This window comes from Micromonospora pisi, assembly GCF_003633685.1.
GTDB lineage: Bacteria > Actinomycetota > Actinomycetes > Mycobacteriales > Micromonosporaceae > Micromonospora_G > Micromonospora_G pisi.
The window spans coordinates 8,240,083-8,266,690 of the sequence record NZ_RBKT01000001.1; the positions used below are offsets into that span (position 1 = coordinate 8,240,083).

The 26,608-nt window shown below is 69.4% G+C and carries 30 protein-coding genes; all 30 read right to left on the reverse strand.

The genetic code is table 11. From position 1 onward, the window contains the following. Positions 1–10: 10 nt before the first annotated feature. Entirely contained in the window at positions 11–838 is an 828-nt protein-coding gene (locus tag BDK92_RS35800) for a phage tail family protein (RefSeq protein WP_170208812.1), read from the reverse strand. A 120-nt stretch (positions 839–958) separates the two neighbouring features. Next, positions 959–4,465: a phage tail protein gene (locus tag BDK92_RS35805; RefSeq protein ID WP_121160713.1), complete on the reverse strand. Its 3,507-nt coding sequence runs from the start codon at positions 4,463–4,465 to the stop codon at positions 959–961. Positions 4,466–4,487: 22 nt separating this feature from the next. Then, positions 4,488–4,697 carry an HNH endonuclease gene (locus tag BDK92_RS41375; protein ID WP_121160714.1) on the reverse strand — a complete coding sequence of 70 codons (210 nt, stop codon included), beginning with the start codon at positions 4,695–4,697 and terminating at the stop codon, positions 4,488–4,490. 737 nt (positions 4,698–5,434) lie between these two features. Further along, positions 5,435–5,719 carry a hypothetical protein gene (locus tag BDK92_RS35815; RefSeq protein ID WP_121160715.1) on the reverse strand — a complete coding sequence of 95 codons (285 nt, stop codon included), beginning with the start codon at positions 5,717–5,719 and terminating at the stop codon, positions 5,435–5,437. After that, positions 5,719–6,195, reverse strand: a complete 477-nt coding sequence (locus tag BDK92_RS35820; RefSeq protein ID WP_121160716.1) for a hypothetical protein — start codon at positions 6,193–6,195, stop codon at positions 5,719–5,721. Before BDK92_RS35820 ends, BDK92_RS35815 begins: the two co-directional genes overlap by 1 nt. Next, complete coding sequence (locus BDK92_RS35825; protein ID WP_121160717.1) at positions 6,188–6,457, reverse strand: hypothetical protein; 270 nt, start codon at positions 6,455–6,457, stop codon at positions 6,188–6,190. The genes BDK92_RS35820 and BDK92_RS35825 overlap by 8 nt, the downstream gene beginning before the upstream one ends. Further along, positions 6,450–6,854: a hypothetical protein gene (locus BDK92_RS35830; protein ID WP_147457241.1), complete on the reverse strand. Its 405-nt coding sequence runs from the start codon at positions 6,852–6,854 to the stop codon at positions 6,450–6,452. Before BDK92_RS35830 ends, BDK92_RS35825 begins: the two co-directional genes overlap by 8 nt. 100 nt (positions 6,855–6,954) lie before the next feature. Further along, the gene (locus BDK92_RS35835; protein ID WP_121160719.1) at positions 6,955–7,515 is read right to left on the reverse strand and encodes a phage tail tube protein; all 561 of its coding nucleotides are present in this window, start codon (positions 7,513–7,515) and stop codon (positions 6,955–6,957) included. 82 nt (positions 7,516–7,597) lie between these two features. Then, entirely contained in the window at positions 7,598–7,933 is a 336-nt protein-coding gene (locus BDK92_RS35840; RefSeq protein WP_121160720.1) for a hypothetical protein, read from the reverse strand. 65 nt (positions 7,934–7,998) lie between these two features. Continuing rightward, positions 7,999–8,394: a hypothetical protein gene (locus tag BDK92_RS35845; RefSeq protein WP_121160721.1), complete on the reverse strand. Its 396-nt coding sequence runs from the start codon at positions 8,392–8,394 to the stop codon at positions 7,999–8,001. Positions 8,395–8,397: 3 nt separating this feature from the next. Beyond that, entirely contained in the window at positions 8,398–8,727 is a 330-nt protein-coding gene (locus tag BDK92_RS35850) for a hypothetical protein (RefSeq protein ID WP_121160722.1), read from the reverse strand. 10 nt (positions 8,728–8,737) lie between these two features. Next, complete coding sequence (locus BDK92_RS39920) at positions 8,738–9,472, reverse strand: hypothetical protein (protein ID WP_211349484.1); 735 nt, start codon at positions 9,470–9,472, stop codon at positions 8,738–8,740. 2 nt (positions 9,473–9,474) lie between these two features. Next, positions 9,475–10,566 carry a hypothetical protein gene (locus BDK92_RS35860; RefSeq protein ID WP_121160724.1) on the reverse strand — a complete coding sequence of 364 codons (1,092 nt, stop codon included), beginning with the start codon at positions 10,564–10,566 and terminating at the stop codon, positions 9,475–9,477. 14 nt (positions 10,567–10,580) lie between these two features. Next, positions 10,581–10,964 carry a phage tail fiber protein gene (locus tag BDK92_RS35865; protein WP_121160725.1) on the reverse strand — a complete coding sequence of 128 codons (384 nt, stop codon included), beginning with the start codon at positions 10,962–10,964 and terminating at the stop codon, positions 10,581–10,583. Between the two features lie 71 nt (positions 10,965–11,035). After that, positions 11,036–12,055, reverse strand: coding sequence for a PKD domain-containing protein (locus BDK92_RS40940; protein WP_121160726.1), 1,020 nt, complete (start codon positions 12,053–12,055; stop codon positions 11,036–11,038). Beyond that, positions 12,052–14,307: a fibronectin type III domain-containing protein gene (locus BDK92_RS35875; RefSeq protein WP_121160727.1), complete on the reverse strand. Its 2,256-nt coding sequence runs from the start codon at positions 14,305–14,307 to the stop codon at positions 12,052–12,054. Before BDK92_RS35875 ends, BDK92_RS40940 begins: the two co-directional genes overlap by 4 nt. A 15-nt stretch (positions 14,308–14,322) precedes the next feature. Further along, positions 14,323–14,859 (reverse strand): hypothetical protein, encoded by a 537-nt coding sequence (locus BDK92_RS35880; RefSeq protein ID WP_121160728.1) that lies wholly within the window; start codon positions 14,857–14,859, stop codon positions 14,323–14,325. A gap of 64 nt (positions 14,860–14,923) precedes the next feature. Beyond that, positions 14,924–15,619: a glycosyltransferase family 2 protein gene (locus BDK92_RS35885; RefSeq protein ID WP_121160729.1), complete on the reverse strand. Its 696-nt coding sequence runs from the start codon at positions 15,617–15,619 to the stop codon at positions 14,924–14,926. Next, entirely contained in the window at positions 15,616–16,410 is a 795-nt protein-coding gene (locus tag BDK92_RS35890) for a glycosyltransferase family 2 protein (protein ID WP_121160730.1), read from the reverse strand. The genes BDK92_RS35885 and BDK92_RS35890 overlap by 4 nt, the downstream gene beginning before the upstream one ends. A gap of 1 nt (position 16,411) precedes the next feature. Next, positions 16,412–17,047 (reverse strand): class I SAM-dependent methyltransferase, encoded by a 636-nt coding sequence (locus tag BDK92_RS35895; RefSeq protein WP_121160731.1) that lies wholly within the window; start codon positions 17,045–17,047, stop codon positions 16,412–16,414. Further along, positions 17,047–17,736 (reverse strand): glycosyltransferase family 2 protein, encoded by a 690-nt coding sequence (locus tag BDK92_RS35900; protein WP_121160732.1) that lies wholly within the window; start codon positions 17,734–17,736, stop codon positions 17,047–17,049. The genes BDK92_RS35895 and BDK92_RS35900 overlap by 1 nt, the downstream gene beginning before the upstream one ends. After that, positions 17,733–18,326 carry a glycosyltransferase family 2 protein gene (locus tag BDK92_RS35905; RefSeq protein ID WP_211349485.1) on the reverse strand — a complete coding sequence of 198 codons (594 nt, stop codon included), beginning with the start codon at positions 18,324–18,326 and terminating at the stop codon, positions 17,733–17,735. The genes BDK92_RS35900 and BDK92_RS35905 overlap by 4 nt, the downstream gene beginning before the upstream one ends. Next, positions 18,323–18,970 (reverse strand): glycosyltransferase family A protein, encoded by a 648-nt coding sequence (locus BDK92_RS35910; protein WP_211349486.1) that lies wholly within the window; start codon positions 18,968–18,970, stop codon positions 18,323–18,325. Before BDK92_RS35910 ends, BDK92_RS35905 begins: the two co-directional genes overlap by 4 nt. A 28-nt stretch (positions 18,971–18,998) precedes the next feature. Further along, the gene (locus BDK92_RS35915) at positions 18,999–19,481 is read right to left on the reverse strand and encodes a hypothetical protein (RefSeq protein ID WP_121160735.1); all 483 of its coding nucleotides are present in this window, start codon (positions 19,479–19,481) and stop codon (positions 18,999–19,001) included. Continuing rightward, positions 19,481–20,416 carry a phage major capsid protein gene (locus BDK92_RS35920; protein WP_147457243.1) on the reverse strand — a complete coding sequence of 312 codons (936 nt, stop codon included), beginning with the start codon at positions 20,414–20,416 and terminating at the stop codon, positions 19,481–19,483. Before BDK92_RS35920 ends, BDK92_RS35915 begins: the two co-directional genes overlap by 1 nt. 130 nt (positions 20,417–20,546) lie before the next feature. After that, positions 20,547–20,903, reverse strand: a complete 357-nt coding sequence (locus tag BDK92_RS35925; protein ID WP_121160737.1) for a capsid cement protein — start codon at positions 20,901–20,903, stop codon at positions 20,547–20,549. A gap of 1 nt (position 20,904) precedes the next feature. After that, complete coding sequence (locus BDK92_RS39465; RefSeq protein ID WP_170208813.1) at positions 20,905–23,031, reverse strand: 2'-5' RNA ligase family protein; 2,127 nt, start codon at positions 23,029–23,031, stop codon at positions 20,905–20,907. Beyond that, a complete protein-coding gene (locus tag BDK92_RS35935) occupies positions 23,024–24,448 on the reverse strand; it encodes a phage portal protein family protein (protein ID WP_121160738.1) in 1,425 nt (474 codons plus the stop codon). The genes BDK92_RS39465 and BDK92_RS35935 overlap by 8 nt, the downstream gene beginning before the upstream one ends. Positions 24,449–24,464: 16 nt before the next feature. Further along, positions 24,465–26,006 carry a phage terminase large subunit gene (terL, locus tag BDK92_RS35940; protein ID WP_170208814.1) on the reverse strand — a complete coding sequence of 514 codons (1,542 nt, stop codon included), beginning with the start codon at positions 26,004–26,006 and terminating at the stop codon, positions 24,465–24,467. Beyond that, entirely contained in the window at positions 25,993–26,517 is a 525-nt protein-coding gene (locus BDK92_RS35945) for a hypothetical protein (RefSeq protein ID WP_121160740.1), read from the reverse strand. The genes terL and BDK92_RS35945 overlap by 14 nt, the downstream gene beginning before the upstream one ends. Positions 26,518–26,608 lie beyond the last annotated feature (91 nt).

A 26,608-nucleotide genomic window follows, 5' to 3' on the forward strand; every position in this document is an offset into this window, starting at 1 on the left:
GCCCACCGCGTTACTCGGTTTCGTACCGGGCACGGAACGACAAGCTGATCCGTGTGCCGACGTTCGCGCCGGCCACCTCGAAACGCACCGAGTTCGTGCCCGGCGCCAGCGGCCACAGCCGCGCCCCGGTCCAGTCGAGTGCGCCGGTCCACACCTGCCCGGCCGGGCCGCGCAACCTCGGCGGGAACGTGGTGATGGTGACCGTCTCCCCGGCGGCGAGCGGCCCATCGCCGTTCCAGTCCGGGTTCAGGGTGAACGACAACCCTGTGGTGAGGTTCGTGGCGACGATGCTGGAGGCGGGCCCGTCGATCTCCCATTCCGGCCACGCCTCTACCTCGCCGGGGTTGTCGATTGTGGTGTCGCCGAGGACCCGCGACGAGCTGATCGACGGGTACGGGGCGAGGTACGGGGACCCGCCGACGGCGAATTCCCGCTCCACCACGGTCGGTTCGGGGTCCCGCCAGTGCGGGTCAGCGCAGTACAGGGCGAGGACCGCGATGTTGCTGTTTCGGCCGTGGCCCGGGGCTACCTTCAACCCTGCGGTGCAGACGACCTCGATCTCCCGGACGGTGCCTTCGGGCTGTGCGATCTGAAGGAGGCCCGGCCCCCTCGTGCGGGTCATCGCGAGGACCCGCACGAGGCTTTGCCACAGGTTGTTGTAGTCCCGGTGGGTGTGGGCGTACACGGCGAGCGGCCAGTTGATGATCCGCTCACTTTTGAAGAAGTGGCGGATGGTGGTGCCACCCCACGGGTGCGGGTCGGCGGTCAGTTCGCCCTCGGTCGCACCCAGCCCGGTGACGTCGTTGAGGGTGCAGTAGCCGCGGTCCGGCTCATCCAACGGCCACACCGACCCGTCCGGGGCGATGTACGTTGCACGAGCCCGCCCAACATCAACGCCGGCTTGGTACAGCCGTGGTGGTGATGGTGGGCGGGCGGTACCGATGAGGACTGGCATGGGCTACCTGGCCCTCCCGAGTCGCGCTTCGATCGCCTGCCGCTGCTGTAGCGCCGCGAGCTGCGCCAACGTCGCCTCGGAGTTGATCAACGTGGCTTCGAAGTGGTCCCCTCCCCGGACCGGTGCCGGGGCGGGGGTGAGCCCACCGACCCCGTCGACCGGAAACTGCACGGCGGCGGCAAGCCGGCCGGCGGCGGCAGCAACGAGCGGGGTGCGCTCGTCCATACCCCCGGCCAGGAGTTGGGCGATCGACCGGCCGCTGTACCGGGGGTTGCCCTTCCCCGACAGTGGGCCTTCCTTGGCGGGCGAGAAGGGGAGGAACCCACGGATCTTCGACGCGACCCCGGCCATGGTGCTGCCGAGGTCACCGAGTTTGTCCCGGATGCCCTGAATCAGGCCGCTGATCAGGTTCCGGCCGGCGTCTCGCAGCAAGTTCCCGAAGCCGTCGACCGCGTTCCGGATCGTTTCGCCGGCCCGCTGGAACTCGCGGATCGTGGCGCCGATGCCGTCTTTCACAGCCCGCCCGAACGCGGTGGTCGCTGCCGCGGCTACCTGGATGATCGCAACAGCGCCGGCAACAGCGTTGCGGATCAGCATGAGGGCCACGGTCGCCCCACCGACGATCGTGGAGAGGATCGCCATCGCGGCCTTGAGGGATCCCGACTGGACGGCCAGGGTGATGAGCTGACCGGCCAGTTGCATCATCACCGGCAGCAGCGGCAGGACGGCGATCATGAGTTGGCTGAACGCCATCATGAGCTGCAACCCGGAGGCAATGAGGTCCGGCAGCAGCGGCATCAGGGCGGTCAAGGCAACCATGAGGTTGGCGCTGAACGCCTGAGCCACGGCAATGATCACCGGCACCAACTGGGCCGCCATGCTCGCGAATAGCGGCATGTGCGCCAGGAGTTGCTGGGCGATGGTTGTGGCGACACCGACCAAGGCGGGCAGCAGCGGGGCGAGTGCCTGAGCCAGTCCCATGACGGCCTGCGCGACGAGCGGCAGGATCCGCACACCCCAGGCGGCGAAGTTTGTGGCGAGTTGCACCCCGATCGGCAGCAGGGTTTCCGCGAGCGCCACGAACTGCGGTAGGGCGGCCAGGAGACGCCCTGCCAGCACCTCGGCGACGGAAACCAGCGCCGGGACGAGCGGGGCGAGCGCGGCAGCGAACGCGGCGCCGGCCCGCGCCGCGAGCGGCAGGACTGTGGCCGCGAGTTGGGTGAGGACGGGCAGGAACACCTGGAGTGCGCTGACGAGACCGCCGGTCAGGAGCGAGATGACGGGTCCGAGTTCGGTCGCCAACGCCGTCAACGCGGTAGCGACAAACGTCAATGCGGCGGCGAGTCCGTTGCCCAGCACCGGAAGCAGCGGGGCCACCGCAGCCAGCAGGGAACCGAGCGCGTTACCGACTAGCGGGGCGACGGCCGCCAACGGCCGCAACCCGTCCGCCAACGCGGACAGGAACACGGTCACCCCGGGCGCCAACCGGGTAACCAACTCGGCGACGATGACCGCGATCTGACCCAACACCGGGGCCGCAGCCGCGGCGACGCTCCCCAGTGCCTTGCCGACCTGCGACGCGACCGACGCGACCGACCCGAACCCGGATCCCGGGCCAAACGCCGACCCGAACCCGGACCCGGCAACTGTGGCAACCTGGCCGAGCCCGCTCAAAGCCGAGCTGATCGACTCGACGGCCGCCACCAGACCAGGCGACAGCCCGGCAAGGAGCTGCCCGAACACCTGCGCGAGCGGCTGAATTGCTGCCGCGACGGCGGTCAGGACCGGCGCCAGCGAAGACACAGCGGGGGACAGGGATGCGATCCCGACCGCCAGGGCTTCCACGAGTTGTGTCAGGCCGGGTGAAAACGCCTGGGCCACGTCGGCGACCGCCGACGCGAGTGGGCTCAACGCCAAGAACAGGGCGGTCGCGGCCGGGGCCAGGGAGTTCGCCGTGCTGGTCAGCTCGGAGAAGAAGTGGGTCAGGTTTTGCTGACCCTCAACCGAGTTGATCGCCTCGTTGATCCGCCGGAACAGGCCAAACACGCCCTCGCCGGCCTCCCCGGCAGCCTTGCTGATGCCCGAGAAGATCCCGAAGATGTCGCGGGCCAGCTTGAGGAGTTCGCCTGCGGCGTTGAGCCCGTCGAAGAACATGCGCTGCAACTCGCCGGAGTTCGCCATGGCGGAGATGCGGGTGGCGAGGTCGGTGACGGCAGCGCCGAGGCCGACGGTGAACACGGCGACGGCTTGGGAGCCGGCCCGGACCACGTCGAGGAGTGCCTGCGCGACGGGGCGCAGGGCCCGCCCGAGTTCGCCGACCACACTGTTCGCGGCGGAGAACGTCTGGGCGATGTTGTTGCGGTTGGCTTCGGTGTTCAGACCGCGTAGGGCGGTGACGACGGCCCGGTTGATGGTGTCGGCGAGCCGGGTCATGCCGGTGGCGAGGACGGGAAGCCCGGTCTTCGCCAAGTCGCGCAGGGTGCGGGCGGTGTCGGCGAACAGCTCGTTCTGAATCTTGAGCCGGAGCTTGTCGAACGCAGGCTTGATCTTGTTGACCTCTTTGACGAACGCAGCCGCGTTCGGGGCCAACTCCTTCAGCGCCTCCGCCAGGGCCTTCGCGTCGCCCTCACCGACGGCCTTGAACGCCTCACCCAGGCCCACCGTGCCGAGACGGATCGTGCCGATCGCGGCGGCGGCGATCGCCACAGCACCGGGGATCGCAACCAGCGCCCCGGCCGCGGTGACAACGGTGGCGCCAAGTTGCACCAGGGCGGGGATCGCGGCCACGGCGGCACCGGCCAGTCCGAACAGGGCGGACGCGGCAATGGCGGCCCCGGCGGTGATCGCAGCGGTTTTCAACGCGGCGGCGACCCCGCCGGTGAACAGGTCGGTGATCTGCCTGGTGACGTTGGCGATCGCGCGCCGGTCGACGGTGAGCGGCACCCGCAGGGTCGGCATGGACTTCTGCGCCTTCGTGACAGCGGCGCGGGTCTGCTTCCGAACGTTCTTGTCATCGATCTTGACGGGGATGGTGGCCTGAACCCGCCGCTGCACCTGCTCGACCAAGGCCCGAAGCTCGGCCTCGTACTTGGCCCGCTTGGCCGGCTCGGTCGGCACGGTGACCTTGACCCGGCGTTGCAGGTCGGCGAGCTGCGCACCCAACTCGGCGCGAAGGCGCCCGGTTTCGGCGGTGACCGGGATCTTCGTTTCGACCTGGCGGGCGATCCGGGCGGTGTCCGCCTTGACCTTGTCCAAAAAGGCGCGGGTCATCGGGTCGAGCTGCACCCGCGCCCGAGGCGGGTTCTTGGTGGGGATCTCGCTGGGCAGGTCGGACGGGTCGATGTCCGGCCGGATCTTGACCTTCACACCGCTGAGGGCGTCGCCGATCTCCTTGTCCAAGCCGGCCTTCTTGAAGGCGGCGACGACCTCTTTGCGGAGCCGGGCGGCGAACCCCTTAGCGGATGCGTTGACTTCGACCGTGACGCTTCCTACAAGGATCGGGGATGTCATGAGACACCCCCGACCGGCCGCGCTAGGTTGCTACGTCCTGCTGCGCCAGTCGTTCACGGACTGCGTCAGGGTAGGTCGAGACAATGAAGTCGACCAGATCGGCAACACGTTGCCCACGAAGATGGGGAGTTACCCACAACTCAAGATTCTCGGGCCTGTTGTCAAGTCGGTCGCCATTCTTGTGATGAACCGATTCGCGTCGGCTCAGCGACCGACCAAGCACGCTTTCCATGACTAGCCGGTGCTCGCCTACGAGTCGCCCGTTGATCGAGATAACCCGGTAGCCGTTTGGCTTGACGTGGCCCTTGCTGCCCGCCGACCCGTACAGGGGTCGGAGAGGTTTTCCTTCACGCTGTTGGCTGTCGTGCCCCGAGCACAGGGCACTGCCCTGACTGGTTCCCTTGGCTGGTCGGTCGCAGCCGTCGAAGCGGCAGGGTGGTCGAGGTCGCGAGGCCCTTCGGCGGTCGACCAAAATGGGCTTGAGGTCTTCGCCGCGAGCGCGTTGCTTTGCGTGAGTGTCACACAGGCCCCGGTTGCTGATCGCACGGTCGCATCCACTGAATTCACAGGACGGTGACGACCGGCGCTCCCGAACCCTGAGCGGCTTCAGGACGCCGTTGCGTCGGAGTTGCACTCCGTGTGGAGTGCATAGCCCTCGTGTCGACGCCCTGCGGTCGCAGTCCGCGAAATAGCAGACTTTGTATTCGCCGAGGTGTCTCGGTACCGCGTGCTTATAGCAGAACGGATGCGATCCACGTGCGACGAGACTACAACCGCCGTGCTGACAACGTGGCCTGCTGTTGTAGTGCTCAGGGCAGTTCGATGAGCCACGGTACCCACGATTTTCCGAGCACCCGTGTGCGGAGCATTTCACTTACCAATCATAGCGAGATGCATGACGTTCACCTATTTGATGCAACGCTGCCGACGAGGATGGGGGAGGTCACGGTTGACCTCCCCCAGCACTCGTCAGGTGGCGGGGATCAAACCGAGGTTCGCGAGCCGGGCGGCGTAGTCGTCGCCGCGCTGCTGCCGGGTTTTCACCGGCCGGTCCGCCGGCTGCTTGGCCGTGTCGGCGCCGACCTTGACCGGCTTCGGCCTGCTGCCCTTGCCGCCGCCACGCTGCCAGTTCGCGCCGGCGAGCAGGGTGCCGATGTGGGCGAGCAGGTGATCGCCCAAGTCGACGTCAGCGTTGTCGCCAGCGAGTTCCCGGTACAGGGCCGAGTCACGGCCCAGTCGCCGGATGAGGACCATCAGCTCCCGCGCTGTGTACCGTTCCGACGGGCGACCGTGGAGCGCCTTTTTGAGCCGGATGTGGTGGAACTGGCTGAGGTCTGACTCAATGGCTCCGCCGTGCTCCCGGAGGAGTTGGTGGAGCCCGAGGATTCCCCCAGGTCTTCTCCGGAGTGCTGCTGCCACTGTTCGAACAGCAGACCGATGGCGGGGCTTGGTTGGTACTGGTCGTCCCACCGGGCGCGCTGCGCCGGGTCGAACCCGTAGGAGAAGATCTTCCGCAGGATGTCGAGGTCGACGTTGGCGACGTTGTCGGCACCGGTGATCGCGCTGAGTTCGTCCATCAGCCCGGCGGCCCGGTAGTCGATCTCGGAGAAGTGCGGCAGTTCCCACTTCACCCCGCCGAAGCGGAACTTGAACGGGCGCTTCCTGACGGCCTGGAACGCGGCGTCGAGGTCGTACACCTCGTCTTCGTCGTCGTACGGCTGCTCAGACATGCTGCTGCACCTCCTCTTCGGTTTCGGTGGGTTCCTCGGCGCTGATCACGACGTGCCGGGCGAACAGGGTGAGGGTCACCAGCACCTCATCGCGGTTGACCAGCTCGATCCCGTGGACCTTGACCGGGTGGCCTTCGGGGACCAGCAGGGGCTGACCGTTGATCCGGACCTCGTTCGGGACGATGACGTCCCCGGCCGGTGTGTCCATCGGCTCGCGCCGCTTCTCGACGATCTCGATGACCGCCCCGCGTGGTTCAGCCACCGACGACCTCCGGGGTCCAGCCGGGGATGCTCTCCCGGGGATCCCGCTGGGCAGGGTTGCCCCACGACCGGGAGGCCCGCCCTTCCGGGGTAGTCACGGGCGCGGCCCGCCCGATCGACACCTGGTCGGCGTCCACGGTGAAGACGACGACGGTGCCGGTCGGGCTGTGGCCGATCTCGTAGCCGCGCACCACCGCCGGGATCAGGACCCCGTTGACGCGGACGTCGAAGGTCGGCGGGCCGGGCAGTTCGGCCTTAGGTTCGGCCTTCGGTTCGGCGTCGGCGGGCAGGTGGCCGAGGCCGGCGAGCTTCTGGGTGTAGTCGGCGTTCCGGCGGGCGGCGCGTTCGGTGATGACCACCGACACCTGTCCACCGGATCCGCCTGCGGTCATGGGCATGCGGGTCTCCTTCGTGCGGGTCTTGTGCGGGTTCGGGTGGTGAGGTTGGGGACGCTGGCCGGCGACCCGCACGGACTCCGGCCAGCGCCGTACAGGGGGTCTACGAGGAGAGCGCGTCGTCCACGTAGTACCGGTAGGCGACGACGCCGGACTGATCCACGTAGCAGGACAAGGTCCACTCGTAGACGGTGATCTCGGAGTTGGACCAGACGACGTCGCCGCGCTCGGTGACCTCGCCGAGGGGGACGACGATCCGCAGGCCACGGGTGCCGTCGATACCGTGGAGCACCCAGGACCGGATGTCCGTGACGGGGGCGACCTCTTCGACGGTGACCCCGGTCGCGGTCTGGGTGATCGTCGAGCCGGGGAACTGGACACCGATCGTGGTCAGGTTGGTCTCGGCGGCGGCGAAGGTGAAGGTCTTGACGAACTGGCCGGGGATCCGGCGGGCCAGGGTCGAGCCCTGCCAGATGAACAGGTCGGTGCGGTCCTGGGAGGTGGCTTCGGTGACGCCGTCCTCGCTGATGGCACCGACCTCGGCGAGGTCGCCGGACAGGGCGGCCACACCATCGGTCGGCAGGGTGGGGTTCGAGTCGCCGAACGCGGAGACGGCGACGAGCCCGTTGTTGTAGGCACGGATGAGAGAGACGTCGACCGCCATCGGTCAGCTCCTTCGGGCATGGGGACGGCCCGGCGGTCGCGCCGGGTGAGGGAAAAGGGGTGTGCGGGTCCCTTGTGGCCGATCAGGGCAGCCGGTAGGCCGAGAGCTTGAGGTCCGCGTGGTCGACGTCGACCTGCATCTGAGCCCCGTACGTGGCCTGGTCGAACGGGCCGATGTACCGGGACGCGGCGGCGGGGATCTCGTAGGTGCGCGGGGTGACGGCTTGGCCGTCCACGTCGCGGGCGAACCGAACGGTGACGGTTCGGGCGGTCGCGGCGCCGTTGCTGTTACGAACCAGCAAGATCACCTTGCCGTTGTTGGCGACCACGTGGTTGTCGGTGGCGTTGCCGTTGGTCTCGGCCGCCGGTGCGATACCGGCGCGGGTGACCTCGGTGACAGGAATGGAGACGCGGGGCATGGGGTCCTCCGGGCATGCGGAAACGGCCGAGCCCGGAGCCGGGTCGGCGCAGGTTGGTACAGGGGTCAGATGAGGCCGTGCAGGGCGACCCGGTAGGTCGCGTCCCGGCGGAACACGGCCGGGTCAGGTGCCCAGGTGGGCGACATGGCGGTGGTCACCGACTTGATGACCACCCCGCCGAGGACGGTGTTCGGCAGCCGCAGCCGCAGGGCGGCCCGGATACCGGTGGACACCGCCCGGACACGATCGGCGTCGGCCCCGTAGACGTTGACGTCGAGCAGGGCGATGTCGAGAGTGAGTTGCTGGTCGCCGTCGTCGCCGCCCCGTTGCACGTGGGCGATCGGGGCGGTGTAGTCGTACCCGGGCGGCAACCGGGGATCAGCCCACGCCTTGACCCCGAGGGTGGACACCAACCAGTCGGCGATCAGGGTCTCCGGGTCCGCGTACGTCGGTTGCGCCACGAGTCACCCCCGGGCGGTCGCAGCACGCAGGGCGTCGCGCATGATGTGCTGCGCCGGGGCACCGAGGCTGTTGCCGCGCTCCACCCAGTAGCCGTGGGGGGCGAGGTTCGTGACCCGGGCGCCGGCGCCCGTCCGGGACCGGTGCGGGGTGACGTCGAACCCACCCGGCTCGATGGTCCCGTACGCGTACTGGCCGGTGACGACCGGCGGGTTCATCTCGGCCGCGATCCGGACCAGCTCGGCGCGGCGCACCATCTCGTCCTGCATGAAGTCGGCCCGGACCATCCGGTTGACCCCGACCCGGCTGACTTTGACCTTCACCTTGACCGTCACGGCAGCCCCCTCACAGATAGTCGTCGCCCCAGGGGACTGGCCTGGGGAAGGAGTAGATGGGCATCACCGCGTGGTCCTGGCCGGGGGTGGTGCCGGTCTCATCCGCGAGCGCCCTCACCAGGTCGGCCCGGGTGCGCTCGGCGAGCTGCTGCAACTGGGTGGCCCGGTTCAGCGACACATCCGAGTCCGGCCAGCCGCGCTCCACGGCGGCGGCGGCGTACAGGGCTGCGGCCACGGAAGCGGTTTCGGCGAGCGCCGTGGTGACGGTTGGGGCGACGGTGGTTACCCAGGCGACCCCGTCGGCGATGAGCCGGTCGACCTGCACCCCGGCGGGCCGGGTGGTCGAATCGAACGTGTGCGGGTAGATGTCGGCCTTGGTCGTGGTGGTGGCGGTCGATCGCACGAGGGTGCGGGTCGGTACGTAGTTCGCCACCCTGCTCCGCCCGGGTGTCCAGGTGGGTCCACCCGCTACTGGGGACGCGGAGACGTACACCTCTTGGGTCTCAACGCCGGCCCCCGTGCCGGTAACAGTCCACGTGAGGACCCACCGGCCGGGGTAGGTGTACGTGACCGGGGTGGTGATCCACGTCTGGACACCTGCGTTCGTGCCCTCCACATACGGCACGAGAGTGCTCGTCGTGCCGCCCGGACCGGTCACCACCAAGGTCGCGGCCGTGGTGCCGTCGAACGGAGTCACCGTCAGGCGTGGGGTTTCGGCATCACCAACACCAACATCGGTGGCCACAGTTACCCCCTGCTCGTGGTCGCGGTCAGGGACGGGCGGCTACTCGACGCGGTATGAACACCGGGCCGGTACTGCGGCAGGTGTTCCGGTACGGCGGCGGTGAGTACGCTTCCGGCGCTCAGGTCGGCGGCGGCGAAGTGGTTCAGCGCGGCCGTCGCCGTGAGGACGCTGCTCGCGGCGAGCGCGGCAGCCGCCCGCATCGTCGCCGTACCGGTGCCGCCGAGCGTGAAACTCGCGGACAGGTGGGCGGCGGCTTCCTGCTGCCGGGCACCAGCTGCGGTGAGGGTCGACGATCCGACCAGCGCGGCGGCGGCGTACCGGGTCACGACCGGGGCGGCGGTCGCCGTGGTTGCCGACACCAGACCGGCGGCGGCCGGGACCACCCGGACCGCTGTGGCGGTAAGCGTTGAGGACGCGGCGAGGGCGGCGGCGGCAAGGTTCAGCCCGGCCAGCGCCAAGGACACGCCCTGCCGCTGCACGGTGGCCGACGCGGTCGCTACTCGTGTGCCGGTCGGGCCGGCGGCGGTCAGTTCCTGAGTGGCGATCAGCATCGTCGTGTTGCGCTGGGTGGTGCTCGTTGAGCACACGTCCACGCGTTCCGTTGTCGCCGCGTCGGCGGTCCAGGTGGCGGTGGTGTTGATGACGTTGAGAATCACGCCGTGGATTGCGACCAGCAGCGTTGACGTCGGCACGGGGGCTACCGACGGGGCGGTGACTACTGTGCCGTTGCTGTTCGTCTCGTCAACAGCAGAGGCGACTACAGTGGCGCTGGTGACTACCACGCACCCAATTGCGACCCGGGACGACGAATCGATCGTGAAGCTGACGCTGGCACCAACATCCCCGCTGGCCAGGGTTTTTGTCCACACGAGGAAGTTGCCGGAACTGGCTGTGTCGACGGTTGGGGTGCCGGGTAGGGCGGCCCAGCCGGCGGCGGCCATGTCGTTGGTCGGCAGCCCGGCGGAGATGGCCATGGCGAGTACCGCGAGGTGGCCGGCCTGCGCCCCCGCTCCGGCGTCCGGGAGGGTGATCGCTGCGGTGGTGCCGCCGAGGCTGCTGGCGGAGGTGGCTGCGACGTAGGTGGGTGCGGCCACGGCTCAACCCCCGCTCAGGACAGGGCGAGGGTGAACGACCCGGCGGGGAACGACAGGGAGTCCCCGGCGCCGACGGTCTTGCTGGCGGTCAAAGCCCCCCACCACAGGCGGCGGGGCGAACCAGCGGAGTCCCAGACTTCGACGCCGACGACCGTTGCCGCAGGCAGGCCGGCGAACGTCACGGCACCGGAGCTCGCGGACGCGCCGGCCGCAGCTGCGGTCATGGTGATGGTTTGCCGCGTGTACGACCCGCCGGTGACTTCGGTGCCGGCCGCAGTGGCGGACCCGTTCGCGGTGACCAACGCGAGCCGGATCGGGGTGGTGGGCGCCGTGTAGGAGGCGGTGCCCATGGTGGCATCGAGCAGGCGGTTGGCTTCGGTTGTGGTCAGGGCCGGCACATCGGCCCCCTTTCGCGGTGAGCCGATGTGGGTGGTGGTGAGGTGGGGCCGGCCTCGGTGGGCGTGGTCGGCTACAGCCAGTCGTCTTGTGCGCGTAGCCGGATCGGGTGCGGTTCCCACGCCCCGGCGACCCGGGCGCGGGCGGAGCCCATCGCGGCGACGCTGATGGTCACGAAGTCGATGCCGATCCCGGATCGGTCATCGGTGACCGTCAGGCTGAACGTCAGGGTGGCCCCGGTGGTGGTTGCCGGGGCGGTGAACGTGGCGTCCACGGTGCCCGCCCCGGTGAGAGTCACCGGCGGCCCGGACTGCTGTGCCCACAGGTAGGCGGTGACCGTGCCGTCAAGGTCCGTCGACCCGGACGCGTTCAGGTGGACCGTCGCCCCCGGAGGGACGGACCGGTCAGGGCCTGCATTCGCGATCGGCGGCGCGTTCGTCGAGGACAGGATGATCGACGCGCAGGCGGGGCCCACGGTCGACTCGGACAGGCCGTGTGGGGTTGCCGGTACCGGGGCGTTGGTGCCGAGGGCCTTCGTCGCGAGCGCCTGCACCGCGTTCTTGAGCGTCAACGTGGTCGACACCGTTTGCCCGGCCAGGGTCCACCCGACAGCAGGGGTCACCGTTGGCTGCGCCCCGGCCAGGTTGCAAGCCCCGCCGATGACCCCGAGGAGCACCGTTGTTGCCGCAGCCGGGGTGACCGCAGGGGTGTTCGGGGTGGCGGTCTGGGTGCCGGAGTACAGGGTGGTGATCTGCTCGACCACCACGGGTGCCCCACCGGTGTCGTACACGGCGGCCACGTTCATGGCCCACCGGGTGCTGGCACCCAACCCGAACTCCAGGGCCGCCCCAGCGTCCCCGGCCTGGGCCCGCCGACGCGCACCACGCAGCGAACCGGTGGTGGTCGACGCCGGCACCATCTCCGCGAGCTCCGTCCACCCCGCCGGTGGAGCCAGGGTCGCGGCGGCGGCCAGAAGCTGGATGGTGGCGACGAGCAGGTCACCCGGTTGGGTACTGGCGGGGATGTTGCCGAGAGCCGTGGAGGTCGACCCGGCCGACGATGACGATTCGACGGCGCGCACCACAATGGTCACGGGATGAACTCCTCAAAGTGCGAGGCGGTCCAATTCCGCACGGGCGTACCTTCGGTCACATAGTGGGAGTAGAACCACCGTCCGGGTGCTTTCCCTTGCCGGTGATACGTTTGCCCGCTGATGTGCCACACGTTGCTGTCGTCGAATATCTGGTTGAATCCGGGGGTGATTTCGTTGGCCCACGGGCCGGAGATGAACCTCAGCCCGAAACGGTTGCGCCTGTAGAACAGGTTGTAGGTGACGAAGGTGCCCCGAGAAACGGTCTGGGGACTCTCGACCCCGGCCCGGACGATCAGGTTGCAGCCGTCGCCGTAGTTGTCGTCGAAGGCGAACCAGCTACAGTCGCCGGTCATGTGGCCCACGATGGTGATGGCGTTCGCCACGTCGGCGAGCAACGGGCTTGGGGTGTCCTGGCCGCCTGTGTACATGTCGAACCGGTTGAACCGCACGGCCGCGTTGTCACCGGAGGTGATTTGGTGTGAGTCGCAGTGACCGCCTGGCGCCTTTTGTAGGCTGTGGGTCCAGCAGAACTCGATCAGCGTGTCCTTGCCGGTCTTGAACGCGTCATTGCCGCAGTGGTACACCTCGCAGTACCGGGCGGTGTACGACCCGTACGGGGGGATCGCGGCGGACACCGAAAGCCCGCACTCGATCTCGCAGTACGACATGTTGAAACCGGGGTAGGTGTCGCTTGTCGCGATGACGTACTTCCCGGACCCGACAATTTCCCGACCGGAGATCCGGCAGTACCGCATCGTCACATTCGGGGCGGAGATCTTGACCTGTCCGACCATGTCGATGTACTCGACCAGCGCCCCGGGCCGGGTGATTTCCAGCCCCAGTGTGCCGGTGATCGTGTCGAGTCCGATCGTGCCCGACACCAATCCTTTGGCGTCGATGAACGGCTGCCCCACGTGCGAGTAGTCGATCACCCGCAGGTACGTGTAGTCCCGGCCCTGAGCGTCCAAGACTGGCCGAACCCCGCAATACTCCGGGCCCATCTGGGCGCCGTTGGTGACACCCGGAGGCGGCTCGGTTGCCCCGTAGTAGCCCCTGCCGTTGTTCGCCCCACCGTTGCCGCCCCAACCATCGGGGGCGCCGACGATCGGGCCGATCGAGCCGATGACCCACTCGCCGGCGGGAACGGCCAGGACCTCGGCCGGATCCGACGCCAGCGACGCGTTCGCCGCAGTCAGGGTGATCGTGTAGTTGGTGCCGTTGATCAGGCCCTCGATCGTGTGGTTACGCGCTGACGGCGGCAGAGTCACCGGTGCCGCGTCGTCGGGCAGGATCGAAAGGTGGTAGCCGACGATCGGGGCACCACCGGAGTCAGCCGGCGCGTCCCACGTCAGCGCCAGTTCACCGGTCGCGGGGATCGCGGCCAGGTCCCGGGGCGGGGTTGGTGGGACTACTGTGGCGACGTCACCGGACAGGACACGCCACTCCTGGGTGTACCGGGTCCGTACGGTGCTCGCCGCACCGGGCACGTCCACGGCCGGCCCAGCAATGTCCCAGGTGGTGACGACGCTGCCGGTGACAACGGTGGTCGGGGCGGTATCCACATCCCATGTGGTCGCGGCGGTCTTGGTGACCTGTGTCGACACGGACCCGACCGGCAGGACAGCGGCGAGGAACGCGACGTAGGAGGAGAACACCAAGCTGACGGTCAGGTTGCCGGTGCTGCCGGTTGTCGCCTTCGCGGCGGTGGCGATACCGGAGGCGGAGTCCAAGCCCTCCACGGTCAGGATCTCGACCTGCTCGGTCAGCGCGCCAGGGTCGGTGACCGCCCACGCGGACAGGCCCCGGTTGTCGATGACCCCGACCCCGGCGACGATCAGGGTGTCCGCGACGGAGGTGACGATCGCCGGGCAGCAGGAGTCGATCGGCGGGACCGTCGAGTTGATCTGCGATGACGTGCTGTCGAACGGGGAGCCGGTGGCGATGGCGCCGCGTACGACGAGCATCGCGGCAGTGGTAGAGCTGGTGCCGCCGGTCCATGTGTAGGTGGTCGGGTCGGCGCCGTTGACCCTTCGCCACGCCAGGCACGCGTACCCCTGCACCACGGGTGCGTCACCGAACGTCAAACCAGCCTCGGCGGTTGCCCACCCGGCCGGTTGCATCAGCGGGGCGGTGCCGTGGGTCGACGCAACCACCAGCAGCAGGTCACCGGCCTGCGCCTCCACGGGGACGGTGATGGTGACGTCGGTCAAGCCGACCCCGGAGGCGGTGGCGACCACGGTGGGTGCTGGCATGCCCGCCCTCCCCAGTCAGAGGGTGGTGCCGGTGACGGCGAGGGTGAGCCCGTCAGCGGTGACCGCAGCGGAGTTGGTGCAGGTGCGCCGGACCCACACGGCCCGGACACGGCCGGGAGCGATGTCGCCGATACTCAGCGCGGTTCCGGTGGAGGTCGGGACGCTGAACACCACCCCGGGTGGGGCGGTGGTGGCGTTCGCGATCCCCAACGCCTGCGGGGTGCCGGCCTGCCCGACCGGGGACACCGGGGTTGGGTCGACCCCGATGGCGCAGGTGGTGCCGCCGCCGACCTGGGCGGAGATGTACACCCCGGCAGCGTTGAGGGTCAGGGTGGCGTGGGTGTTGCGCACGAACACGCACGCGTAGTCGATGGTCGACGCCACGTTCTGGGCGGCGGTCACGTTCAAGAGCAGGGTGTTCGCCCCGGCGACCATTTGGGTGGTGGCCACGTACCGGCCGAGGCTGGCCCCGACGGTGCCGGCGGCCACGTACCCGGCCGAGGCCCCGGGTGCGCTGAGGTGGAACAGGATGTCGGCGGCGACGATGGCCACGGGTGCGCCTCCCTACTCGCCGGTGGAAAGGGCACGGGTTGGTGGCGCCGGGAACTGCGGCAGGTCACATCCCCGCAGGTGCGGGTAGCGGTGTCTCGTCAAGGAGCGCGCGCACCGCAGCCGGGCCGTGCTTGGCGGCGTACTGGTAACGCACCTGCAACGCCCGGCTTGGTGCGGATCCGACGTGCCGGTTCAGGCGCTCCTGCGGCGGGTGCCACAGGTGGTACAGGGGTGCGGTTCCACGCCAACTGGGCCCGGCCAGGGATGTCAGGGCGAGCGCCCACGACTCGTCCTCGCCGCCCCAGCCCTGGAATCGGGGGTCGAGCGGCACCTGCTCGTACACGATGCGCGGAAGGACGGTGATTCCGCCGCCGTCGAGGCCGCGGTACGGGTCCTGCGTCGTCGCACCGGCAACGGATGCGGGCTTGACTCCACTGAAAACGGCGGTGGTGGCCAGCTCGGTCAACCGGTGCACGTTGCCGTGCGGTACCGCCCACGGGGCACCACGTTCGACCGCGTCCACGGCCAGGTCGACGCCGTGGCAGATCACGTCCGCGTCGGCGATGACCAGCATGTCGCCGTCGGCCCGGGTGAGGGCGTAGCCGACCGCGTTGGCTTTGACCCAAGGGCCGCCGACGTTGGTGCCGGCAACCACCTGCCAGTCAGGGTGTGTGGCCGCCCACCACCGCCGAACCCACGCCCACGCCCGGTCCCGGTGCCCGCCATCGGGCCGCCACGGCACCAGAACGGTGACGGTCACTGCCGCCACCGCAGGTACGCGGCCGGGTCGTGCACCATGCCGGAGTCGGTGGGGGACAGGTACCAGAAGTGCTGCCGGAACACGTCCGCGAGAGCTTCGACGCCGTGCCGTTCGGCGATCTCCCCGTAGGCCCGCCAGTGCGCCCCCTGGTCGGCGGGGAGGTCGGTGCGCCGGTACGCCTCCGCCCCGTTGACCGCCTTCCGCACGAACTGGTCGGCCGACCGGTAGGGGAAATGCCGCACCTGAAGCACCGGCGCCGCCCGGCCACCGGACGGGAGAGTCACCCCATGGTTGCCTTGGTGGATGACCGCCCCGGGTTCCCACCGGAACGCGACCTTCGGCAGCCGAGTCGCCTCACGTTGTCGCCACACCATCGTGCGGAACGGGTCGGAACCGGCCGGGTCCGGGTCCACCGATGTGCAGAAGTGGTTGGTCAGCGCCGCTTGGGCAACCGGGCGGTCCAGTTCGGGAAGCACCAGGCGGATCCGGTCCGCTTCGGCGGTCCACAACTCGTCGGCGTCGAACGGCACAATCCAGGTCTCCCCGGGTCGCAGCGCGGCGGCTTGGTCAGCCAGAGCCGTCATCTTCCGGGACTGGTAGTACGCGGGCTCGGGGTCGTCGACCACGGTCAGCGGCAGCTCCCGGGCCAACCGGTCGAGGATGTCCCTGGTGCCGTCGGTGGAGCCGTTGTCGGCGACGATCAGGTGGTCGACCTCGTCGGCCATGTGCCGCAGGGTGCCCTCAACAACATCCGCTTCGTCGCGAACCATTGAGATCCCGAATACGGCCACGTCAGTGCCTCCTCGCGTCGTAGAGCACGGGGTGGACCACCGGCCACGGCGGAGACAGGGGTGTGTCGAACAGTTCCGGGAACTGCTCGGGTGTGCGGGTCGCTACCAGCAGGTTCTGGCGGTACCAGTTCTCCACCCGGTCGTCGTTCCAGATCGACCAGCGGAGCGCACCGGACACCGACCACCCGTGGGCCTTGAACCGGGTTACCCAGTAGTTGGGCCACTGCTCGTTGACGTGCCCCACACCGCCTTGGCCGGGGATGGCCGCCGAGAACAAGAGCGTCGGGGCCAGGTTGCACAGGTCGTCCACGAGGCTGTCGGCCCGGGACGGGGGAAGGTGCTCGGCTACCTCAAGGCACACCGCAAGGTCGAAACGGCCGTGCAGGTGCGCCGGGAGCGGCAGTGCCAGGTCGTGGGGGATGAACCGGTCGCCGAGCGGTGACCCGGTCACGTAGGCGCCGTCGACACCGATGACCTCGCACCCGTGGCCGGCGAACGTGTCCGCCCACCAGCCCTCACCGCAGCCGACGTCGATCACCGTGGCGGGTTTGACGATGTCGACGACGACGGGCACCACGGCGGCGGCGGATGCCCGGGTGCCGGCCCGGATGGTGTCGTAGAACGAGCCGTTGTACATCAGTACCCGACTCCGATCCGCTGATGACCGACGTGTTCCACCCAAGGTGAGTCGCTGCGCGCGCCCCAGTAGCCGAACCGGACTTGGTCGCCCGGCACGGTGCCGAGCCCGGAGGAAAGGAGCCGGTTGGTGAAGTGGCCTTCGGACTGTTCCCGGTCCGGCCAGCCCACCTGAAGCAGCTCCGTTCGGTACAGGCAGGGGTTGGTGGTGAAGAACTGGCGGTGCTCCAACCACTGGTGCCCGTGATCGTCGTGGCAGGCGGTGTACGCCTCCGGGTGCTGTTCGACAACGCCCCCTGCGGCCCGCTCGGCTGTGTTCCACGACTGCCGGCGGAGCGCCATCTGCACCAGGTGCGGGCGTTCGGTAAGCACTTCGGCCATCGCCGCCAGGTCGACCGGCCGGTGAAAGGTGAAGTCCTGCTCGATGTGGAACAGCCAGTCGGCGGTGCTGTGGGCGGCGAGGTGCGACCACGCTGCCCGGATCGCCCCACCGAACCCTTGCCGTGGGCCGCCGTTGATGTGCCGGAACTCCGGCCAGACGGCGGCGAGTCGGGCCCGGTAGGCGGCGTTGCCGGTGTCGTCGTACATCCACCGCTCGCTGATCGGCCCTTCGAGCGCGTCAAGCGAAGAGATGCACTGGGCGAGGTAGTCATCGCGGCCGTCGGTGATGACGAGGAGGGCGATGCTCAACCAAGCACCGCCTTCACGATCTGGTGGTGAACGCGGTTCTTCTCGACCATCGACGGGGCCCGGTTGCGGCTGCCCCGCCGGACGTGCGCCCGGTACACCGCTCGGGGGATTGCTTCCACCGTCGCGCCGGCGGCCCAGCACCGCAGCCACAGCGACCAGTCCTCGTACAGGGGTTCGTCCCACCAGCCGCCGACGGCGCGGACCAGGCCGGTCCGGACGGCGGTACCGACGACCAGCCAATTCCCGTGGGGCAGGCATCCGGCGTGGCAGATGTGGAGGTGGCCGGCGACCCTCGGCAAGCCCGGTGCGCCGACCCGGCGGCCGTGGACGTACCGGACGGCGGGGGCCCGCAGATCGGCGGTGCCGGCGGCCATGGCGTCGAGGTAGCCCGGCTCCAACTCGTCGTCGGCGTCGAGGTGCACCACCCATTCGGTGGCCACCTGGGCGAGCGCACCGTTACGGGCGCTGTGAAGGGAGTCGGCGTGGACGTGGACGACGGGAACACCGAACGCCTGCGCGGACGGTATCGCCCGTGTTTCGGCGAGCTGCCGCCACGACTCGTTCCCGTAGGTGCCGACGGCGATCGTCACGTCCACAGGCGCCGCCGCCGGTTGAAGATGCTGCGCCCGGCCGCCATCCGGTGTCCCTGCTGGGCGTAGAGCGGATCCATCGGTGCTTTCCCGACGGTGGGGTGGAGGTGTTCGACCACGGCGTCACGCGCGAACGCCCACGCCTTGCGGTGCTTGGCGGTTGCCACGGCCTCGTCGTCGCACCACTCGTGCGGGTAGCCCTCGTGCAGGAACTTGCCGGGCTCGTCGATGGTGCCGTACTCGGTCACGTACTCGCGGGTGACGAGCATGTGGGTTGCGTGATCGCCCCGAAGGACCCGCTTGTTCGCGAGGTCGTTGGTGCCGACCACGCCGATGCCTGCTGCCAGCCGTTTGTGTGCGGCGTTGAGCCACCCGGGGTGGAACCGGAGGTCGTCGGCGGCGGTGAAGAGGAGTGGGGCGGTGGTCGCCCGAATCCCAAAATTGATCTTCCGCTGGTAGTCGCCGCACCCCCGCCAAGGGACCGTCACCCGTCTCCGGCCGGCGGCGTCGATCTCGGCGTGAACCGCAACGTCGTCAGGAGACACCACGAACAGCACCTCGGCGCCCGGTGTCGTAGCGGCGATCGACTCCAGGAGTGGGGCAACCCGGTGGGGGCGGCCGAGCATCGGCACCAAAATGGCCACCTCAGCCCTCATGCCGCCCCCAACCCGGTTACTGCTTCAGCAGGTCCCGCAGCTCGTCCTTCGACGACGCTGCGGCTGCCTCGTACGCGTAGCCGCGTGCCACGGCCGCTTCGATCCACACGGCGTGAGCGGCACGACCGTCCGGGAGGGCACCGTCGTCGGGCAGCTTCGCCCGCGCGGCGGCCCGGTCCGGGTCGTCGAACGGAACCGCCTGTTGGGCGGCGTCACCGGTCCCGTTCGGCTCGGCCACGGGGGCGCTGTCCGGGGCGTCGGCGGGAACCTCGTCCGGCTTGGCCTCGTCCGGCTTGGCCTCGGCCGGCGGGGCTGCCACCGGCGGGGCCGACCGGCCCACGCGTTCGATCATGCCCCGCCGCAGCAGGTGCCGGATCTCCGCCGGTTTCGCCTCGGCCGGCACGAACGCGTCCCGGTACACGTAGCTCAGCGCCGGACCGTGTGCCGTGATCGCTGTCACCACCACCACGGCGGCCGTCACCCGGTACTGGGCCGACATCAGCTACCCTCCGTGTCCGTGATCCAGATGCCGGCGCCGGGCTCCTGCACGATCGGCACCGTCAGCCGGCGGGCCTGGATGTCGTGGGAGTCCGTCTTGTCGATCCGGATGACCTTGACCTGCACGCCCCGGTCGGTCTGGGCGTAACCGGGGTCGACCTCGGTCTCGTCGGCCATCGAGCCGAGCTGCCGGGAGTCGAACAACAGGACGTCGTCCGTCGGCAGGTTCTGCTCCGTGGTCGTCAGGATCCTGTACGGGCCGACCTGGTCCAGCTCGCCCGTGTAGATCGGGTTGGTGGTCGTCTCCCGGCGGCGCAACTGGGCGATGATGTTGTCGGTCATCATCAGCGCCGCCTTGGTGTCGGACATCAGGAGCGTGTCCGGCACGTAGCCCTGGTTCAGGCCCTTGATCTTCGCTGCGGCCAGGGCCACGTCCCGCCACATGCGGGCGGCGTCGTCGTCGTCCCACGGGGCGATCGCCTCGTGCACGGCGGTTACCTGCGAGGCGACGACCGACAGGGTGATCTCGTCGACCATGCTGATGACCGTGTTGACGGTTTTCAGCAGGGCGCGGTCGACGACCTCACCGCCGTACACGGAGCGCTTGATCTGCTCGTCGGTGATCGGCACCGCCTGGCCCCACTTGCGGACGGCGGCGAGGATCGCGGTTCCGACCCCGGGGGTGGCGCGCGGGTACTCGGCGCCGGGGGCGATCGAGCGGGCGTCGCGGGCGTTCCGGAGCGGTTCCGACTGCTCGGCGAGGACCGCCCCGCCCTGGGAGCGGAGACGCCCGGTGAGGATCAGGTCGGACACGAACCGCAGCTCGGCGAGGGTCCGCAGGCGGCGGCTGATCTGACGCGGCGACTGGAGCAGCCGGTGGGTGGTGATGAGGTTGTCCACCATCGTTGGCGGTTGTGCCGGATAGGTACCGGGCATCGCTGGTCCTTTCGCGGGTTGCCCGGTTTCCGGGCACGCAGAAAAGGCCCGCAGCGCGTGATGCGCGGGGCCTGTGGGTGGTGAAGCGGGTGGTGCCGGCTAGTCAGTCACCGGCGGGAAGAGGAGAGGGTCAGATGTCCATGTAGGTGACGAACCCGCCGGAGGCGGTGGTGAGCGCCACCCCGAGGTCGTTGACGTGACCGGAACTGGTGGCGACCGCACCGCCCGCAGCAGGGACGACCCGGGCGCCGGCGGTGATGGCACCGGAAGCGGCGACCTCGTGGACGAGTCCGCGACCGAAGATCTTCACCTCGGCGCCCTGGGGCGCGTCGTAGGCGAAGTGTCCGATTCCGGCGGCGGTCGTCGCGGTGGACGGACCGGCCGTCCACGATCCGGTGACGATGGCGACCTGGCCGCCGGTGACGGCGGCGGACGTGACCATGGTGAACTCGTCGCCTGGCTTGAACAGTGGCTCGTACTCGGGCATGTCAGGCGTCCTTTCCGGCGAACGCGTCAGGGGGGAAGATCCGGGCCAACGCCTCGTCGGACAGGTCGTCCCCGCTCAGCAGTGCTTCGGGGTCGCCGACCTCGCCGGCCGGCTGGACCGGGACGGCGGTGCCGGGGGCGATGGAGGCGAGGATGTCGGTGATGACGTCCGACGCCTGGTCGTACCGGGTGGACCAGTTGTCCCGGTCGGCGGGCCGGATCTTGCCGGCCTTCACCGCACCGTCGAGGACGGACGCCTTGAGGGTGGCCGCCTCACGGGCCTTGATGGTGGCCAACTCCTCGGACACCCGCTTCAACTCGGCGGCGTACTCCGCCGGGATCGAGGCGGCGACCGGGGCCGGCTCCGCGACCGGCTCCGGGGTCGGGTTGGGGGTAGGGGCGGGGGCGGCCAAGCGCGCGTCGAGCGCGGCCAGGACAGCGGTCTCGTCGGCGTCGTCGGCGAGGCCGAGCCGCGAGCGGAACTCGCTCAGGTCGGACACAGGGTCCTCCAATGTGGGGTTGGTGATGGGCTCCGGCTCGGCGGCCGGGAGATCGGGGTCCGGGTCGGGTTCCGGCTCAGGCGCGGGCTCCGGCTCCGGGGAAGGGGCGGGGGCGGGATCGGCCGGGGCCGGCTCCGGGACAGGGGTGGGTTCAGGGGCCGGTTCCGGCTCCACCGGCGGGGGCGGGTCCGACGCCTTCGGCTCCTTGCCGGGGCGGGACTCCGACCGGGACGCGAACACCAGCGACTGCGTGCCGGCCTTCGCCGCCACCGGCTGCTCGTTGGTCGCGTCCACGTACCGGGTCAGGACCTCAACGGCGTCACCGAAGGTGAAGGTGTCCTCGCCGGTGACCTCCACCGGCACCCGGTACCGCTTCCCGCTGTTGTCGTCCACGACGATCATTTGCAGCGGGTCCAGGTGGAACTCGACGATCCAGTACGACCACGGGGCGTCGTCGTAATACTGGCGGCGGACGTCCTCCACGGTGACGCCGGCCGCGACCTGCGTTGGGTGCGGGTTGGGCATGGTGCTCCTTCCGCCGGCAGCGGCTTCGGTGGTTGTTGCGGTGGTGAGGGGGATGTCGGTGTGGTCGCCGCCGAACGCCACCCGGATGCGGTCGAACGCGACGGGGCCCGTCCGGTCGACCAGGTCGGGCAGGGTGTCGAGGTCACCGCTGTAGGTGAGGGTGATGTGCGGGACCCATGGGGCCCGTTGCTCCGGCACCCCGTCCGACGTGACGGCGCCGATCGCGGCGTCGTGGGCCTCTTGAAGGCCCGGCCCGCCGACGAGTAGGACCAGGCAGGGTTCGGGGCCTCCGGGGTTGAACACCGACGGTGCGAACCCGTCAACGGTGAACGCTGGGAGGTTGGCGGCGATCTGCGTGGCCGCGGCGATGACCTCGGCCCGCGCGGTGTCGCCCCACGCGTCGCCCTTGCCCAAGAACATGAGGGTGGTGTGCAGCTCCCCAACGGGTTCGCCGTCGTCAACGGCGAGCCGGGCCGCATCATCTGCGGTGGGGAGCAGGGCGATCATTGCCCCGGTGTGCGCCGCCGCTGCGGCCTTCACCGGCTCGGCCCGGACCGTGGCCCGGATCCGCACCCCGGACTGCGGTGCGGACGCGGCAACCCCGTACAGGGCGGCGATGTCCTGAAGGGATTGGAGGGTGCCGACACCCGGTGGGGTCACACCGAGGAGCGCCACAGCGGTCAGCACGAACGGGTGGGTGTGCCCGATCTGGCAGACAAAGTCGTAGACGCCCTCAATGGACCGGTCCGGGTACGCGGAGGCGATCACCGAACCTTCATCGCCTGCTGCACCTGCCAGCCAGGCGGGCATCCCGGCGAAGTCGCCGACGAGGGTGAGCCCGTCGTCGGTGACCGTGAGGTTGTCGACGTACCCGAGGAGCGGGTCCCCGTCGGCGGTGGGGTCGGTGAACCGCGTGTCGCTGTGGCCGATCTTGATGCCGGGGCGGCGGACCGCAGGGCACGCCAGGGCGGCGACCGCCGCATGCAGGTCCTGCGTCGTGGCGGTCCACACCCCGGTCGAGACCGGCCACGTGCCCGCGTGAACGAGTTCCACCCGGGGGATACGCCGAAGCGCAGGCGGGGCCGGCACGCTGACATCAGCCATGGTCACCGCCTCCTGTTCCAGCAGCGGCGGGGATCGGAAGGGTGAGTTGTTCCGGTGGCGGCTGCTTACGGGGCCGGCGCGACGCCCGGCGGGCTACAACGGCGGGCGCCGGGGGCGAGGCGGGAGGATCCGGCTCGGGCTCGGGCTCAGGGGAGTTGTCGTCGGGCTCGGGAGCTGGTGGGGTCGGGGCCGGGGGTGGCTCGGTGCGCTCCGGAAGCCGGTACTCGCGCCGAACCCACGCCTCAAGAGCCGGATCAGCGGACAGGGCACCCGACGACAGCAGCAGGTCCAGCGACTCGGCGGTCACCTCACGGCGTGACCCGACACCCGCGACGGTGACAACCGGCACTGGTTCGTCTTGGCCCCAGTTCCAGTCGACGATCCGGGCCGCGATCTGCCTGGTGGCGGTGTCGGCGATCTGCTCGCCGATCGTCTCCAACGCCAGGGTCCAGGAGTCGATGAACGCGGTGCCGAGCGCCCGGGATCCGCCGTTGCCGCCTTGACCGAGGTCGAGGTGTTGCATCAGGGCGCCTGCGGACATCTCCCGGTTGAGCCAGTCGAGGAACGCGAGAGTGTCCGGCACCGCACCAGACAGGCCGGCGATCCGGAGCGTGAACCCCGGTGGTGCTGCCGCCCCCGCCGTGTCCCCCGCGCGTGCGGCTGACGCCATTTCCTGCGCCTGACGCATCTGCTCCGGTGTCGGCACCGTGCCAGGCAGGGCTTCCATGACCGGCACGCCGGCACCCCAGCGGCGGTTGCTGATCGCGTGGACGCGCTGCATTTCCCGCTTGATCAGCCATGGGGCGTAGGCGGGCCGAAGCAGGGACACACCCTGCCACGCGGAACCCTCCCGCTCGTGGCAGTACCACGCCAACCGGTCCGCCGGGATCTGCGGCGACCGTTGCTGGCTGGTCAAGATCTGGTCGACTCCGAGCAGGGCGCCGGTGCGTGGGTCGGCGTGGATCGCGCTGATCGACTGCGGCAACCGTTCGGCCAGGGTTACGAGCCGAGCCACGCCCGACGACACATCTGCAACGAGCTCGAACCCCGCGTGCCCGAACGTCAGGCAGTTCAGGGCGGCCCGAAGGTGCTCGTTCCACGACACGCCGCGCCGGAACGCGCCAGTTTCGGTGTCCTGCCCTTTGACGTGCAGCCCGAGCCCGTCGGCGACCAACTGGACAACCTCGGGCCGGCAACCGGTCCCGTCGAGCTGCCATTGCGCACGCCGGAGTTGCAGCGTGTACCCGGCCAGGACCGCGGCCAGGCGGGGGTCCCGGCGCATCATCGAGTAGATCTCGACGCTGTTCGGGTACAGCAGGTCGGGGACGTGTTCGTACACGTCGGCGACGAGGGTGCCGTACTGGTGTTCGTTGACCACACCGAGCGGGTGCAGCGGTGGTTTGATGGGGGCGGTCATGCCCACCCCCCGACCTCTACATCGGCACGGTGTTCCAGTCGACAACCCCGGCGGGGTCCGGTGGCGGTGGCGGGCCCTTAGGCGTTGGGCCGGCGCGGGTGACCGAAACCCGGACCGCGTACGAAAAGGTGTCCACCTGGTCGTCGTTCTTGCTGTTCGGGAACGCGGCGTGTTCGTTGACCCAAACCGCTGTCCACCACGCCCCGGCGGGCAACCAGACCCGGCCGGCGGCGGCCCACGCGGATGCGGGAAGCGCCCGGGACAGCTTGTCGGTTTCGGTGTCCAGGGGGGTGATCGACACCCCGGCGTTCGCCGCCTCCCGGACCAGGGTCATGCCGTACTGGCTGCGCTCCACGAACAGGGTGTCGAGCTTCCACCGCTGCACCAAAGGTTGGGCGTGGGTGAAGTGGTCGTTTTCCGAGATGTGCGCCCGCACCCGGTCCAGCAGGACCAGGTCCCGGTCAGGGGTACGCGCCCACACGGAGATGACGGTCCAGTCCGCCGACGCCTTCGTAGACGCGGCGAGGTCGACGGTCGCGAACCGCCAGCAGTCCTCAAGGGCGACCACCCGGGAGCCGAGGTGCAGGTACCCGTCGACACCGGGTGACCAGTACCGCCACCACAACCGCTTGAACAGGTTGCCCTCAGCGGGTGCCGGCCGCTGCTGGTACAGGGCGGCGAACACGTACGGGCCGACCGTCTTCGCGATCTGCTTCCAGTCCCGGTCACCCCGGGCCGAAACCATGCCCTCACCGCGTTTACGGCCAAGGATGTCGTCGTCGGACTCGGCCACGGCCGGGATGGAGATGACCCGCCACCGGCCGCCAGAAGCCTTGTCGCCCTCGTTGGCCAAGATGCGGCGGATCGGCTCGTCTTCGTGCCAGCACGTTTGGATCCACGCGACCCGGGCCTTCGGGCCCATCCGGGGCACCAGCACCGACTGGTAGGTGGACATCGCTTTTTCGCGGATTTTCTCCGACTGGGCGTCGATCATGTTCCGGATCGGGTCATCCACGATGATCACGTCACCGGGCTTACCGGTGATCGATCCGTTTACGCCGGCACAGTAGATCGACCCCTTGTGGCCGGCGATGTTCCACCGGCCGGCCGCCCGGGAGTCCTTCCGCAACCTCAGGCCGAGGTCGTAGGTGCCCTCGTCCCCGGACCACTGCTCCAGGGCGTTTTTGATGTCGCCGCCCCAACGGCGGGCCATCTCATCCGAGTAGGAAACGATCAGGATGCGCAGGTCGGGGTTGACGCAGGTGAGCAACCACAAGGGGAACCAGTAGGAGACCGTGGTCGACTTGCCCTCTTGCGGGGCCATCATCGCCGACAGCCGGTTCTCCCGACCGTCCGCGAGATCCACCAACGCGGAGTTGATCAGCTCAAGGGCGGGGGTACGGACTACGCCGTGCGGCTCCCCGTCCTCGTCCACGTAGTACGGGTCCAGCTCGGCGGCCATGTCCAACGGGGACGGCCACCGAGCCCGGTTCAGCTCACGTTTCCGTCGGGCCTCCGCCCGGCCCTGCTCCTCGCGCGCGGCCTTAAGCCGACGCACCTCCCGCAGTTTGACCAGCTTCAGTTGCTTCAAGCTCGGCGGTGAGCCGAGCGATTTCAGCATCGAGACTGTCAATGGTGATCGCCTCCACTCGCGTGGGGGCGTCCAGACCCTCGTACTTCGCCCGACGTTCCTGGATCTTGAGGAGGGTCACGACGGCCTGCAACTTGGGCCCGTCGTCGAGGAGCGGCTTGCCCTCGTTGCCCTCACGCTCGTCGTAGATCAGCTTCCCGTGGCTGACCACCACGTGGTCCCGCTTCAGGACCGCCCACGCCTCAGCCCACATCAAGTCGAGGCGTTGCAGCTCCCGGTGCCGGCGGACCTCCACCGACTCCCGTAGCTCGACCACGGCGGTTTCCATCGCCCGGGTGATGTCCTTGTGGGCGGCGGCCCGGTCGGCGTATCCGAGTTCGTCGGCGATCTGGTCGTACGTGGCCCCGGCCAACTGCATGTCGATCGCCTTGCGGCGGCGTTCAGCGGTCGCGGCTCGTTGGGCGCGGGATGCGGGCATGTTGGCTGGTTCCTACGTTGGCGGGTCTCGGTGTACCTGCACGGCTACCAAGATCAAGTTGGGGACACAAAAAAAGCGGGACCGAGAGAAC